This window comes from Streptomyces anulatus (assembly GCF_000721175.1).
Classification (GTDB): Bacteria; Actinomycetota; Actinomycetes; order Streptomycetales; family Streptomycetaceae; genus Streptomyces; species Streptomyces anulatus_C.
In genome coordinates, this window is the sequence record NZ_JOEZ01000002.1 from 274,593 (window position 1) to 287,413 (window position 12,821).

Here is a 12,821-nt window from a genome sequence, read left to right on the forward strand (position 1 = left end):
CTAGGATCGTGGTCATGGCCGCCGGACCCCGCCGCGACACCCGGGGCATCGTCGACGCCCCGGACCTCTTCGCCCGCGTACGCTTCCGCCGCCGCGAGCCCGCAGCCGCGCTGCGCCCGTACCTGGAGCACTACTGGCTGATCGACTGGGACCTCACCGAGCCGTACGCCGCCCATGTCGTCCCGCACCCGTCGGTGAATCTGGTACTCCAGCGGTACGGGGCCGCGGAGACCCCCGCGGAGCGGTCCGGGTACGCCGAGGTCGCGGGCGTCGACCCGGGGCTCTTCACCCGGAAACTGACCGGGCGCGGGCGGGTCTGCGGGGTGCAGTTCCGGCCCGGCGGCTTCCGCCCTTTCGCACCGGAGCACGCCCTCTGCGACCTGACGGGACGCCGGATCGCCGCCGCCGAGGTGCTGCGTACCGCGCCGCCCGTCGACGCGGTCCTCGACCCGGACGACGAGGACGCGCGGGTGGCGGCGCTGGACGCCTTCCTGCTCGCCCTGGAGCCTCGCCCCGATCCCCGGGCGACGCTGGCGATGGCCGCCGTCGACCGGGTGCGCACCGACCACACGGTGCGCCGGGTCGACCGGCTCGCCCAGGACCTGGGGCTCTCCGCCCGCTCCCTGCAACGGCTGTTCTCCGCGTACGTCGGCGTCGGCCCCAAGTGGGTCATCCTCCGCTACCGGATCCACGAGGCGCTGGAGCGCGCCGGATCCGGCCCGGCCGTCGACTGGGGGCGGCTCGCGGCGGACCTCGGCTACAGCGACCAGGCCCATCTGGTGCGGGACTTCACCGCCACGGTGGGCGTGCCCCCGACGGCGTTCGCCCCGCGCTGACGGCGCGCGCCCGCGCACCCGCGCGCCCTCGACTCCTCTGCGCATCCCCGCCAAATCCCTGGCAGGCCGTCCCGCCCCGGTGGCATCCTGACCGGGTGAACGGACCCGAGATCACCCTCGAAGTAGCCCCTGAGCTGCGGCTCTTCGTCCCGCACGACCGCCGTGACGGGCCCACGCCCCTCGTCACGGACGGCTCCTCGACCCTCGGCCATGTCATCGAGTCCCTCGGCGTCCCGCTCACCGAGGCCGGACCGATGCTGGTGAACGGCGCCCCGGTGGCCCGCTCGCATGTGCCCGGTGCCGGCGAACACGTCGTCGTACGCGCCGTGGAACGCCCCCAGCAGGTTCCCGGCGCGCCTCTGCGCTTCCTCCTCGACGTCCATCTCGGCACGCTGGCCCGCCGGTTGCGACTCCTGGGCGTCGACGCGGCGTACGAGAGCGAGGACATCGGCGACCCCGCCCTGGCCACCCTCTCGGCGCGGGAGCGGCGCGTCCTGCTCTCCCGGGACCGCGGGCTGCTGCGCCGCCGCGAGATCTGGGCGGGGGCGTACGTCTACAGCGACCGCCCCAAGGAACAGCTCCGCGACGTCCTCGGCCGCTTCGCCCCGGCCCTGGCCCCGTGGACCCGCTGCACCGCGTGCAACGGCACCCTGACCGGGGCCGCCAAGGACTCCGTGAGCGAACTTCTGGAGCACGGCACGCAGCAGTCGTACGACGTGTTCGCCCAGTGCACGGAGTGCTCCCGGGTGTACTGGCGCGGCGCCCATCACGGACACCTGGAGACGATCGTGTCCGAGGCCGTCCGCGAGTTCGGGGGCGCGGCGGCGTAGCGGCGAAGCGCACCGCTCAGAAGGCGTACGGCTCCCCGGTCGAGGGCGCCGGCACCGTGTGCGCGCCGTTCCCGGAGTCCGCGTCGCGCGCCCCGCCGCTCCACACGGTGTCGACCCGCACGACCACCTCGGCCGGGCGGCTCGCGAGCCGCAGGTCCAGTGCGGTCCACCGGGCCTGCCCGCCGGTGGTCAGGGCGCCCGTCTCGCACAGCACCGACGCCTTGCCGCCCCAGAGGCAGCCCACAGGGAGCCGCTGCCGTACGGACAGCGGCTCGGAGAAGCGCAGCCGCACCGTCGAGGCGGGTACGTCGCTGGGCCCCTGTTCTCGGTCCGGAGCCGGATCTCCGGCAGGTCGCTCCAGAGGGCGACGTGCCCGTGATGGGAGACGTCCGCGCTCTCCCCCACCCGCACAGCCCACGGCCGCCCACGCACGGGGGCCACACGACGCCTGCCTATCCTTTCCCCGTACCCGATCAGCTGTCCGAGGAGATCGCCATGGCCGCCACCCCCATCGCCGTCATCACCGGCGCGAGCAGCGGCATCGGCGCCGCGACCGCCCGTACGCTGGCCTCCGCCGGCTTCCGGGTCGTACTGACCGCCCGCCGCAAGGACCGCATCGAGGCGCTCGCGGCCGAGCTCACCGAGGCCGGCCACCAGGCGACGGCCTACGCGCTGGACGTCACCGACCGCGCGGCGGTCGACGAGTTCGCCACCGCGTTCCGCTCCCTCGCCGTCCTCGTCAACAACGCGGGCGGGGCGCTCGGGGCCGACCCGGTCGCGACCGGCGACCCCGCCGACTGGCGCCAGATGTACGAGACCAACGTGATCGGCACCCTCAACGTCACCCAGGCCCTGCTGCCCGCCCTCACCGCGAGCGGCGACGGCACGATCGTGATCCTCTCCTCGACCGCGGCGCTGTCCGCGTACGAGGGCGGCGGCGGTTACGTGGCGGCCAAGCACGGCGAGCACGTCCTGGCCGAGACCCTCCGCCTGGAGATCGTCGGCACCCCGGTCCGCGTCATCGAGGTGGCCCCCGGCATGGTCAGGACCGAGGAGTTCGCCACCACCCGCTTCCGCGGCGACACCGAGAAGGCCGCCAAGGTCTACGCGGGCGTCGACGCCCCGCTGACCGCCGAGGACGTGGCCGACACGATCGGCTGGGCCGTCACCCGCCCCAGCCACGTCAACATCGACCTCCTGGTGGTCCGCCCCCGCGCCCAGGCCTCCAACACGAAGGTCCACCGCACGCTGTGAGCCGGCCCCGGCCCCTGCCCCGGGTGCTCGGCGTCAGCCCACCGTGACGGTCGTCATGACCGCCGCGTGGTCCGTGGGCCCGCGGTCGCGGCCACGGCGACGGCCGCTCCGGTGGCGGCCAGGAAGATGCGACGCTCGGCACTCGCGCTGTGGTCACTCCTTCGCAGACGGGGCGACGGTTCGCTCGGCGACGAGCACGGGGTTGTCGTGCGGGGTGATCGTGCAGCGGGCTCCCGGTGCCAGCGCGGTCGCCTCCCAGCTGGGCAGGTCGGCCTTGCACACCGCCCCGGAGTCCGTGGTGAGGTGCAGCCGGGTGGTGGGCCCGAGGAAGGTCGCCACCCGTACGGTCGCGGGGGTGCCCGACCCGTCGTCGGCGGCGCCCACCGCCAGCCCCTCGGGGCGCAGCAGTACGTCGACCTCGGCGCCGGCGGCGGGGGTCGCGCCGTGGATGGGCAGCCGCCGCCCGAACAGCTCGACGACCCCGCCGTCCCGGACGGTCCCCGGCAGCCGGTTCATGGTGCCGACGAACTCGGCGACGAAGGGCGTGGCCGGGCGGTCGTACAACTCACCGGGTGCGGCGCACTGTTCGAGCCGGCCGTCCTTCATCACGGCGACGCGGTCCGCCATGGACAGCGCCTCCTCCTGATCGTGGGTGACGAAGACGGTGGTGATGCCGAGATCCAGCTGGATGCGCCGGATCTCCTCGCGCAGGTTGAGCCGCACCTTGGCGTCCAGGGCGGACAGCGGCTCGTCGAGGAGCAGCACCCTGGGCCGGATCGCCAGCGCGCGGGCGAGCGCGACGCGCTGCTGCTGGCCGCCGGAGAGCTGGTGCGGGTAGGTGCCCTCGCGGCCGGGCAGGCCGACCAGGTCCAGGAGCTCCCGGGCCCGCTCCTTGCGCTCGGCGCTCGCCCGGCCCCGTACCCGCAGGCCGTACGCGATGTTCTCGGCGGCCGTCATGTTCGGGAACAGGCTGTACGACTGGAAGACCATCCCGATGTCACGGCGGTGGGCCGGGACCGAGGTGACGTCCTGGCCGTCCATGAGCAGTTCGCCGCCGTCGGCGCTCTCGAAGCCCGCGATGATGCGCAGCGCGGTGGTCTTGCCGCAGCCGGACGGACCCAGCAGAGCGACCATCTCACCGGGGGCGATGTCCAGATCGAGTCCGTCGAGCGCGACCGTGGAGCCGAACTTCCGGCGCAGTTGCTTGAGTTGCACGGGGACGGTCATGACACGGTCTTCTTTCGGTTCTCGCGGCCGGAGTGCGCACGACGGCGGCTCCGGCCACCGGCCAGGGTGGTGAGCAGGAGCAGCAGCCCCCAGGTGATCAGCAGGCTCAGCATCGCGGCGGCGACCGAGAGCTGGGCCTCGGAGTCCTTGATCTCCACCATCCACACGGAGAACGGGCGGTAGGAGAGCACGGAGGCGACGGTGTACTCGCCGAGCACCATGGCCAGGCTGAGCACGGCGCCGCCCACCACGGCGGTCCGCAGGTTCGGCACGACGACCTGCCACAGGGTCTGCAGACGGGACGCGCCCAGGCTGCGGGCGGCCTCGACGAGGGTGCGCAGGTCGACGGCGCGCAGCCCGGCGTCCAGCGAGCGGTACAGGAACGGCAGGGACATGACCGTGTAGACGAGCACGAGGATCAGCGGGAACTCCTCGTCCCGCAGGACCTGGAAGGTCATGTACAGGGGCGTGTCGGCCAGGTCCTGTTCCCAGGACAGCACCGTGGTGACGCCCGCGACCAGCGCGATCGGCGGGACGACCAGCGGCATCATGCACAGGACCTCGACGATCCGGCGCAGCCTCGGCAGATAGAGCGAGATCGCGACCAGGGTCGGCACCATCAGGAGCAGTCCGCAGACGATGGTGGCCAGGCCCAGGCGTACCGAGAGCATCAGGCTGGTGGTCAGCCCCTCGGTGCCGAGCCCTTTGGTGTACGCGTCGAAGCTGATGCCCTCGACCTCGTTGACGCTGAACCAGACCGAGGCGCCGATGGGTACCAGGAAATACAGCGCGGCGAGCGGCAGGACGACGCCCCGCGAGGTGAACTTCATCCGAGCCATCGGGTACTCCTGCGCTGCAGCGGTATCTGTACGGCCATCACGAGCAGCGCGATCACGACCATGTTGAGGCTCATCGCGAGGGCGAGGTTCTCCTGGCCCACCAGGACGTTGCCGTTGAGGGCGTTGGCGATCTGGATGGTGATCAGCGGCTGCGACGAGCCGACCATCACGGCGGCGGTGGCGTGCGAGGCGAACGCGGTGCCGAACATCAGCACCGCACCGCCGAGCAGCGAGGGGGTCAGCACCGGGATGCCGACGTGCCGCCAGTACTGCCCGCGCGTCGCACCGCAGGACGCGGCGGCCTCCTGCCACTGGGAGCGCAGGCCGTCGAGCGCGGGCAGGACGGTCACCACCATCAGCGGGACCATGAAGTAGAGGTAGGCCAGCACCAGGCCGGTGAAGCTGTAGAGGCTGAAGCCCGTCCGGTCCAGGTGGAAGAGCTGGGTGACGGTGCCGGTGGTGCCGAGCGTCGCGATGAAGGCGAAGGCGAGCGGCGCGCCGGAGAAGTTGGCGAGCACCCCGCTGGCCGAGACGACGACGCCCCGCAGCGCCGGCCGCGGGGAACTGACGACGGCCTGCGCGATCAACGTGCCGATGACGGTCGCCAGCAGCGCGGTCACAGCTGAGAGTTCGACGCTGCCGGTGAGCCCGGTCGCGTACGCCCCGGACAGCGACCCGCTGACGTTCTCCGTCGAGAACCGGCCCTCGCCGGTCGCCGAGTCGACGACGGTGAACGCCCCGTACACCATGGTCCCGGCGGGCAGCCCGAAGCACACCGCGAGGAACGCGAAGAAGGGAACGACGACGGGCCACCGGTGCCGCCGCGCCCCGCGGCGCCGGGCGCCGCCGCCCCGTACCGGGGGCGAGGGACGGGCGGGGGCGGCCGGGCCCGCCGCGGGCACGGAGTCCGCCAGGACGGCGGCTCCGCTGCCCGCGGGGGGAGGTGCGGTCTTGTCGGCCATGCTCAGCTGACCGCCTTGCCCCAGCCCTGGACGACGGTCTCCTTGGCCTTGGCCTCCTGCTCCACGGTCGGCTCCTGGGGAGTTCCGTGGACCTCGGGAATCCGGGCGAGGGCCGCGTTGTCGGCGGTGCCGTCCTTCTTCATCGCGTCCAGGAGCGCCGGGCGGGAGAAGCCCTTGAGCCAGATGTTCTGGCCCTCGGGGCTGTAGATGAACTCCAGCCACAGGCGGGCGGCGGCCGGGTGCGGGGCGTACTTGTTGACGCCCTGGTTGTAGTAGCGCGAGTACAGGCCGTCGGAGGGCACCGCGACCTGCCAGTCGACGCCCTTGGCCTCGAGCTTCTGGCCGTAGCCCAGGTTGAGGTAGTCCCAGTCGATCGAGATCGGCGTCTCGCCCTGCTGGATGGTGGCGAGCGTGGACTTCGCGGGGACGAAGTTGCCCTTCTTCTTCAGCTTCTGGAAGTAGTCGAGACCGGGCTGCGCGTCGTCCAGGGAGCCGCCGTTGGCCAGCGAGGCGGCGATGACGGCGGCCAGCGCGGACCCGGACTCGGTCGGGTCGCCGTTGAGGGCGACCTTGTTCCGGTACTCGGGCTTGAGCAGGTCCTGATACGTCTCGGGGCAGTTCTTCACGGCCTTGGCGTCACAGCCGATGGACATGAAGCCGCCGTAGTTGTTCATGAAGGAGGCGTCCGGCTGCTTCTGCGCGTCCGGGATGTCGTCCCAGCCCTCGACCTTGTACGGCGCGAGCAGGTCCTGCTTCTTGGCCTCCTGCATGTACGAGGTGCCGAGGTCCAGCGCGTCGACGGCCCGGTCCTGGCCCTTACGCTTGGCCGCGGCGTTCAGCGCGCCCTGGCTGCTGCCGCCCGGGTCCTCGTTGTTGACCTCGATGGCGTACTTCTTCTCGAAGGCCGCGATCATCTCGCCGTAGTTGGCCCAGTCCGGCGCGAGGGCGTAGACGTTGAGCTTGCCCTCCTCCTCCGCCGCCGCTACGAGCTTCTCCATACCTCCGAGGGCCGCGGCCGACTCCGCCTTCGCGGCCTTGCTGTTCTTCGCACCGTCGTCGTCGGGTGCGGAGCCACAGCCGGTGGCCACCAGGGCGGTGAGGCCGGCGAGGGCCGCGGCGGTCAGGACGCGGCGGGGATGGTGTGCCTTCACGATGCGTACTCCTGGGTCTGCGGCGAGCCACCTGTATGGACAAGCCATCGTCAGTAAGCGAGCCGAAGCTAGCAGCCAGGCGACCAGCCGGTAAAGCTTTGTGAAGGTAAAAAGTGCAGGTCAGAAGCGTTATAAAGACGTAGGTTTACCCAACCCCAAAGCGGTTAGACGCAGGGTTCGCACTTCAGGGGCACCACCGTTTGCGCGCAGACCGAGAATGCACGGCGCAGCGCGGGGATGGCATGATCATCCCTGCGTGCGCACCACGCGCACCCAGCCAGGAAGCCCGAGAGCCCGGCAGTTCCGAGAGCCCAGAGGAGAGACGTGACCCGACGGCACCAGCAGATCGCCGATGAGCTGCGCCGCGCCATCGCCGACGGCACCCACCCCGTGGGCTCCGAGCTGCCGTCCGAGTCCGAACTGGCCCTGGCCCACGGCGTGTCCCGGGGCACCCTCCGGCAGGCCTTCGGCACGCTCCAGTCGGAGGGCCTGATCGGCTCCCGGCAGGGCGCCCGCCGGACCGTCCTGTCCACCACACCCAGCCAGAGCTTCACCGAGCTGCGCAGCTTCGCCGAGTGGGCCAGGGCCGGCGACCGCACCCCCGGCGGCCTGGTGCTCCGCTCGCGCCGCGCGAAGGCGACCGAGGCCCAGGCCGCGCTGCTCCAGCTCGCGCCCGGCGACCCGGTCCTGCACGTCCTGCGGGTGCGCACCCTGGACGGCGAACCGGCGCTCCTGGAACGCACGGTGTACGCCGGGTGGGCGGCGGCGGCCGTCGAACGACTGCCGGACGACTGCGAGTCGGTCACCCGGAGCCTGTACGACGAGGCCGGCGTGGTCATGAGCCACGGCGAGCACCATCTGGACGCGGTCGCCGCGGGCACCACGGACGCCCGCGAGCTGGGCGTACGGCGAGGCTCCCCGCTGCTGCGGGTGCGCCGCACCACGACCACGTCCGAGGGCCGGCCCGTCGAGACCTCGGACGACCGCTACCGGCCAGGTTCGGTCGTCTTCACCGTCCGCAACTCGGTGCAGGCCAACCCGCTGGTCCGCACCGCCGCCGACTGACACACCGCCGGCCGCACCCCACCCCCGACCAGCAGGGAACCCCCTTCCCCCGGTAGTCCACCCCCGGAAGTCCATCCCCAGGAACAGCGAGCCCCGCATGCCCCCGCTCCCCCGCCCCGCCGCCCTGCTGTGCGACATGGACGGCACCCTCGTCGACACCGAGCACGCCTGGCTGGACACCGTCGCCGGGTTCCTGCGGTCGCAGGGCTCCCCGGCCGGTACGGGAACCCTCGCCCCGTTCGCGGGCGCCGCGGTGGCCGACGCGGCCGGCCTGCTCGTACGCGGTGGCCTCACCGCCCTGCCGGAGGCGGAGACCGCCGCCCGGCTCGACCGGGAGTTCACCGCGCGGGTGGCGGCCGGAGTGACCGTCCAGCCGGGCGCCCTCCGCCTCCTGGACCGGGCGCGCGCGCTGGGGGTGCCGACCGCCCTGGTGACCGCGTCCGAACGGCATGTGGCCGACCTGGTGCTCGACACCCTGGGCCGGCACCGGTTCGACGCGTCGGTCGCCTCGGGCGAGACGGCACGCGGGAAGCCGCACCCCGACCCGTACCTGGCAGCCGCGGCCGCGCTGGGGGTGGCCCCGCGGGACTGCCTGGCCGTCGAGGACACCCCCACGGGCGCCGCCGCCGCACTGGCCGCGGGGTGCCGCCTGCTCGCCGTCCCGTCGGTGCCCGGCATCGAGCCGGGCCCGCGCACGGTCCTGGTCGCCTCCCTGACGGAGGCGGACCTGGCGGAGGCGGCGTAACGCCTCCGGCGGCCCCGTCCGCCGTGCCGGGAAGGGAGCGCCCCGACCGCCGTGAGGGCCGGTGAGGTCACGACGGAGAGGCACGCGCGATGAAGCTGGTGGCGCAGGAGTTCCTCACGCTCCACGGCGTCTCCCGGGGCCCGGGGGCACCGGCCCGCTCGGCGCCTTGGAACCGCACGCACCGGAGCGCGTCCGCTTTCCGGTCGAAGGCCACCAGACAGGCTCTCAGCCCTTGATGCAGATGACCTGCTTGAGCTTCGCGACGACCTCGACCAAGTCCCGCTGCTGCTCCATGACCTGCTCGATCGGCTTGTACGCGGCCGGGATCTCGTCCAGGACGCCGGAGTCCTTGCGGCACTCCACACCGCGCGTCTGCTCCTCCAGATCACGCACCGTGAAGCGGCGCTTGGCCGCGTTCCGGCTCATCCTGCGACCGGCTCCGTGGGAGGCCGAGTTGAACGCCTTCTCGTTGCCCAGGCCCTTCACGATGTACGAACTGGTGCCCATCGAACCGGGGATGATCCCGTACTCGCCGGAGCCGGCGCGGATCGCTCCCTTGCGGGTGACCAGCAGGTCCGCTCCGTCGTACCGCTCCTCCGCCACGTAGTTGTGGTGGCAGGAGATCTCCTGCTCGAAGACCGGCTTCGCCTTCTTGAACTCCTTGCGGACCACGTCCTTGAAGAGCGCCATCATGATCGCGCGGTTGTACTTGGCGTACTCCTGCGCCCAGTACAGGTCGTTCCGGTAGGCCGCCATCTGCGGGGTCTCCGAGATGAAGACAGCCAGGTCCCGGTCGACGAGGCTCTGATTGTGCGGAAGCTTCTGCGCGATGCCGATGTGGTGCTCGGCGAGTTCCTTGCCGATGTTGCGGGAGCCCGAGTGCAGCATCAGCCACACCGCACCATCGCTGTCGAGACAGAACTCGATCATATGATTGCCCGAGCCCAGTGTTCCCATCTGCTTCGTCGCACGTTCCTGACGGAACTTGACCGCATCGGCGATCCCCCCGAACCGCCCCCAGAAGTCGTCCCATCCCGCCGTCGGGAACCCGTGCAGCTTCCCCGGGTCCACCACGTCGCCGTGCATCCCACGGCCGACCGGAATCGCCTGCTCGATCTTGGAGCGCAGCCGTGACAGGTCGCCGGGAAGATCGTTCGCGGTGAGGGACGTCCTGACGGCGGACATCCCGCAGCCGATGTCCACCCCCACCGCGGCCGGGCACACCGCGCCCTGCATCGCGATCACCGAACCGACCGTCGCCCCCTTGCCGAAGTGGACGTCCGGCATGACGGCGAGCCCCTTGATCCACGGCAGCGTGGAGACGTTGCGCAGCTGCTGCATCGCGACGTCCTCGACCGACGCGGGGTCCGCCCACATCCGGATGGGAACCTTCGCTCCCGGTACCTCTACGTACGACATAACTCCTCGATTCCCCCGAAAATACTGAAAGCGCAAAACCGGTGCCAAGGTCGGCAAACCCGTCGGCCGACCGGCATTCACAGCAGCGCGTGCGATACACATTGTGTCCATCGGCCGCCTCCGAGCGGCAACCCGTTTTCCGTACCGAAGGGAGCCTGGGACGTTGCGACACATGGCGTACGTACCCGGCGTCGCGCTTCTCGCAGCGCTCGTCGTCGGCTGCAGCGCCGGCGCCGACAGCAACGCGAACGGCGTCGACAGCAAGGCGGGCAGCCCGGCGGTCACCCCCGCGCCCCCCGGGAAGTACCTGACCCTGCCCGCCCCCTGCCGTGCCGTGCCGCGCTCCACGCTGAAGGACCTGCTGCCCGGCGCCGCGGAACTGCCCGGGGACCAGCAGGAGAAGGTGTTCCGGGGCGCGGCGTCCGTCACGTACGACACCGACCGCAAGGTCGGCTGCAGCTGGAAGTCCGACGCACCGGACGCCACGCGCAGCCTCTTCATCGACTTCGAGCGCGTCGTGTCGTACGACCCCGCGGTCAGCGACGACCACCGCGCCGGCACGGTGTACGCGAAGAAGGAGAAGGCCGCCGGCCTGTCGTCCTCGGCGACCCCCGGGCCGGACGCGGAGAAGAACGCCGGAACCCCGGGCGAGAAGGACAAGGGGAAGGGCGAGGGCTCCGGCGAGGGGGAGCCGGAGGACGCGGCGGGCGACGCAACGGCCTCGGCGGACCCCTCGTCCACCTCCTCGCCCTCCGGAGGCGGCAGCGGCAGCGCGGAGGACGCCCTCCCCTCACGCGTACTCGACGACCTCGGAGATGCCGCATTTCTGCAGGATCTGCCCACTCGGGCAGGTTCCACCGCACAGCACCGCACGGTGAGCGTGGTATTCCGCACATCGAACGTCGTCGTGACTGTCCGGTACGCCGAGCAGCCGGCCCTCGTCACCCAGGTGTCCGACAGCAGGGAACTCCAGGAGAAGGCCCAGGCACTGGCGCGGAAGCTGGCCGAGACGCTCAGCGAATAGCCCCCGCCCGACGAGCCCCCACCGGCCGGATTCCGGCCGGTGGGGGTACTCGGCGGCGGCGCGGGCCGGCCGCCGCCCGTCGTACCGTGGCTGTCCGGAAGACGTACCGACCAGCTACCGAGCCGCCCGTACACCGCACGAACCGAGACCTCCAGCACCGAGAGCTCCGTGCCATCCGAGTGAAGGAACCATGCACCGATCAGCCCCGCGCCTGTCCCGCATACTCGCCTGCGCCGCCGTTCCGGTGATGCTCGTAGCCGTCGGCTGCTCGTCGGACTCCGGCTCCGATGGCAAGAAGAACGCGGGCTCCTCGTCGTCCGGCGCCTCCAGCGCCAAGCCCTCGGCGCCCCCCGTCGAGGCGGCCAGGTTCACCGATCTGCCCGACCCGTGCGCCTCGATCACGAAGAAGTCGATCGAGGACCTGGTGCCCTCGGCCAAGAAGAAGAACGGCACGGCCGGAGCGTCCAACGACCTGGCCGCCCGCAGCAGCTGCTCCTGGAACGGCCTGGACGACAAGGGCGTCAAGGGCTCGCAGTACCGCTGGCTGGACGTCGGCTTCACCCGGTTCGACTCGGACCAGTCGCTGGGCAGCGGCGCCAAGCGCGCCACCGACGACTACGCCAAGCAGGTCACCAAGGCGAAGGCCACCGAGGACGCCGAGAAGGTCGCCGCGGAGCCCACCGCCGGCATCGGCGAGGAGGCCACCCTCATCACCTACGGCCTCAGCAAGACGGACGAGGACTTCGTGTACGCCACCGTCGTGGCGCGCACGGGCAACGTCGTCGTCACCCTGACGTACAACGGCGCGGGCTACGCGGGTGCGAAGACGCCCTCGTCCGCGGACATCGTCAAGGGCGCCCAGAAGGCGGCGAAGGAAGCGGTCGCCGCGGTCGCCGACACCTCCGACGCCAAGGTCACTCCCCCGGCGAAGGACGGCGCGAAGGACGACGCCGAGGACGGCAAGAAGGACACGGCCAAGGGCAGCGGCCAGGACAGCCCCAAGTCCGGCTCCAAGCCCAGGTCGAAGTCGAGCTGACGATCCGCCCGGACGCCCGCGCCCACGACGTGACCTGAGGTCCACGAGACCGACAGGACGCGAACGGCCCCGCCCTGCACCGCTCTTCCGGAACCCGGCCCTCCCCGAGGGCCGGGTTTCGCCCGTTCCGGCACACCCCGGCGGGCTCCGGCGACGCCCGGACAGGGGCCGTTGAAGCCTCCCCACGCAACGGAACTCGCACACATGTGCCAGGCTGTGCCATCGCCGGGCTTCGGACACCCGGCTGAAAATCGCTCAAGAAAGCCGAAGAACGCAAGAACGAGGCCGGGCACAGAAGTCGGGTCCGGGTACAGAGGTCGGGAAGGGGATCGCGCGTGGCCGCGATGCAGCTGACACGCACGCACCGCATACTCATCGGGGTCGTCATCGCCGGTGCGGTGCTCATCGCCGCGATCGGTTTCGCGGGTTCCTA

At 71.7% G+C, this 12,821-nt stretch carries 13 protein-coding genes; 7 read left to right on the forward strand and 6 right to left on the reverse strand.

All coding sequences use genetic code 11. The features are described from left to right. Positions 1 to 14 precede the first annotated feature (14 nt). Complete coding sequence (locus tag IG90_RS0103030; RefSeq protein WP_030577010.1) at positions 15 to 836, forward strand: helix-turn-helix domain-containing protein; 822 nt, start codon at positions 15 to 17, stop codon at positions 834 to 836. Between the two features lie 95 nt (positions 837 to 931). Next, positions 932 to 1,666: a Mut7-C RNAse domain-containing protein gene (locus tag IG90_RS0103035; protein WP_030577012.1), complete on the forward strand. Its 735-nt coding sequence runs from the start codon at positions 932 to 934 to the stop codon at positions 1,664 to 1,666. A 16-nt stretch (positions 1,667 to 1,682) separates the two neighbouring features. Here IG90_RS0103035 and IG90_RS39080 read toward each other — a convergent pair whose 3' ends face one another. Beyond that, on the reverse strand, positions 1,683 to 1,958 hold the full coding sequence (locus IG90_RS39080; protein WP_051859944.1) for a hypothetical protein: 276 nt from the start codon (positions 1,956 to 1,958) through the stop codon (positions 1,683 to 1,685). A gap of 203 nt (positions 1,959 to 2,161) precedes the next feature. Here IG90_RS39080 and IG90_RS0103045 point away from each other — a divergent pair, with 203 nt between their 5' ends. After that, positions 2,162 to 2,920, forward strand: a complete 759-nt coding sequence (locus tag IG90_RS0103045; RefSeq protein ID WP_030577014.1) for an SDR family NAD(P)-dependent oxidoreductase — start codon at positions 2,162 to 2,164, stop codon at positions 2,918 to 2,920. A 153-nt stretch (positions 2,921 to 3,073) separates the two neighbouring features. On the opposite strand, the gene IG90_RS0103050 is transcribed toward IG90_RS0103045, so the two are convergent. Genes IG90_RS0103050 through IG90_RS0103065 form a run of 4 tightly spaced genes read right to left on the reverse strand, consistent with a single transcriptional unit; the run spans position 3,074 to position 7,099 of the window. Then, on the reverse strand, positions 3,074 to 4,147 hold the full coding sequence (locus tag IG90_RS0103050; protein ID WP_030577017.1) for an ABC transporter ATP-binding protein: 1,074 nt from the start codon (positions 4,145 to 4,147) through the stop codon (positions 3,074 to 3,076). Next, positions 4,144 to 4,986, reverse strand: coding sequence for an ABC transporter permease (locus IG90_RS0103055; RefSeq protein WP_030577019.1), 843 nt, complete (start codon positions 4,984 to 4,986; stop codon positions 4,144 to 4,146). Before IG90_RS0103055 ends, IG90_RS0103050 begins: the two co-directional genes overlap by 4 nt. After that, the gene (locus tag IG90_RS0103060; protein ID WP_030577021.1) at positions 4,974 to 5,948 is read right to left on the reverse strand and encodes an ABC transporter permease; all 975 of its coding nucleotides are present in this window, start codon (positions 5,946 to 5,948) and stop codon (positions 4,974 to 4,976) included. Before IG90_RS0103060 ends, IG90_RS0103055 begins: the two co-directional genes overlap by 13 nt. 2 nt (positions 5,949 to 5,950) lie before the next feature. Then, on the reverse strand, positions 5,951 to 7,099 hold the full coding sequence (locus IG90_RS0103065) for an extracellular solute-binding protein (RefSeq protein WP_051859946.1): 1,149 nt from the start codon (positions 7,097 to 7,099) through the stop codon (positions 5,951 to 5,953). Between the two features lie 324 nt (positions 7,100 to 7,423). On the opposite strand from IG90_RS0103065, the gene IG90_RS0103070 reads away from it, so the two are divergent. Next, on the forward strand, positions 7,424 to 8,164 hold the full coding sequence (locus IG90_RS0103070) for a GntR family transcriptional regulator (RefSeq protein WP_030577026.1): 741 nt from the start codon (positions 7,424 to 7,426) through the stop codon (positions 8,162 to 8,164). Between the two features lie 97 nt (positions 8,165 to 8,261). After that, entirely contained in the window at positions 8,262 to 8,909 is a 648-nt protein-coding gene (locus IG90_RS0103075) for an HAD family hydrolase (RefSeq protein ID WP_030577028.1), read from the forward strand. Between the two features lie 225 nt (positions 8,910 to 9,134). Here IG90_RS0103075 and IG90_RS0103080 read toward each other — a convergent pair whose 3' ends face one another. Continuing rightward, on the reverse strand, positions 9,135 to 10,328 hold the full coding sequence (locus IG90_RS0103080; protein WP_030577032.1) for an RtcB family protein: 1,194 nt from the start codon (positions 10,326 to 10,328) through the stop codon (positions 9,135 to 9,137). 172 nt (positions 10,329 to 10,500) lie between these two features. Here IG90_RS0103080 and IG90_RS0103085 point away from each other — a divergent pair, with 172 nt between their 5' ends. Together IG90_RS0103085 and IG90_RS0103090 are read left to right on the forward strand one after the other, a co-directional pair. After that, positions 10,501 to 11,352: a hypothetical protein gene (locus IG90_RS0103085; RefSeq protein WP_030577034.1), complete on the forward strand. Its 852-nt coding sequence runs from the start codon at positions 10,501 to 10,503 to the stop codon at positions 11,350 to 11,352. A 190-nt stretch (positions 11,353 to 11,542) separates the two neighbouring features. After that, a complete protein-coding gene (locus tag IG90_RS0103090; protein WP_030577036.1) occupies positions 11,543 to 12,388 on the forward strand; it encodes a hypothetical protein in 846 nt (281 codons plus the stop codon). Positions 12,389 to 12,821: the final 433 nt, after the last annotated feature.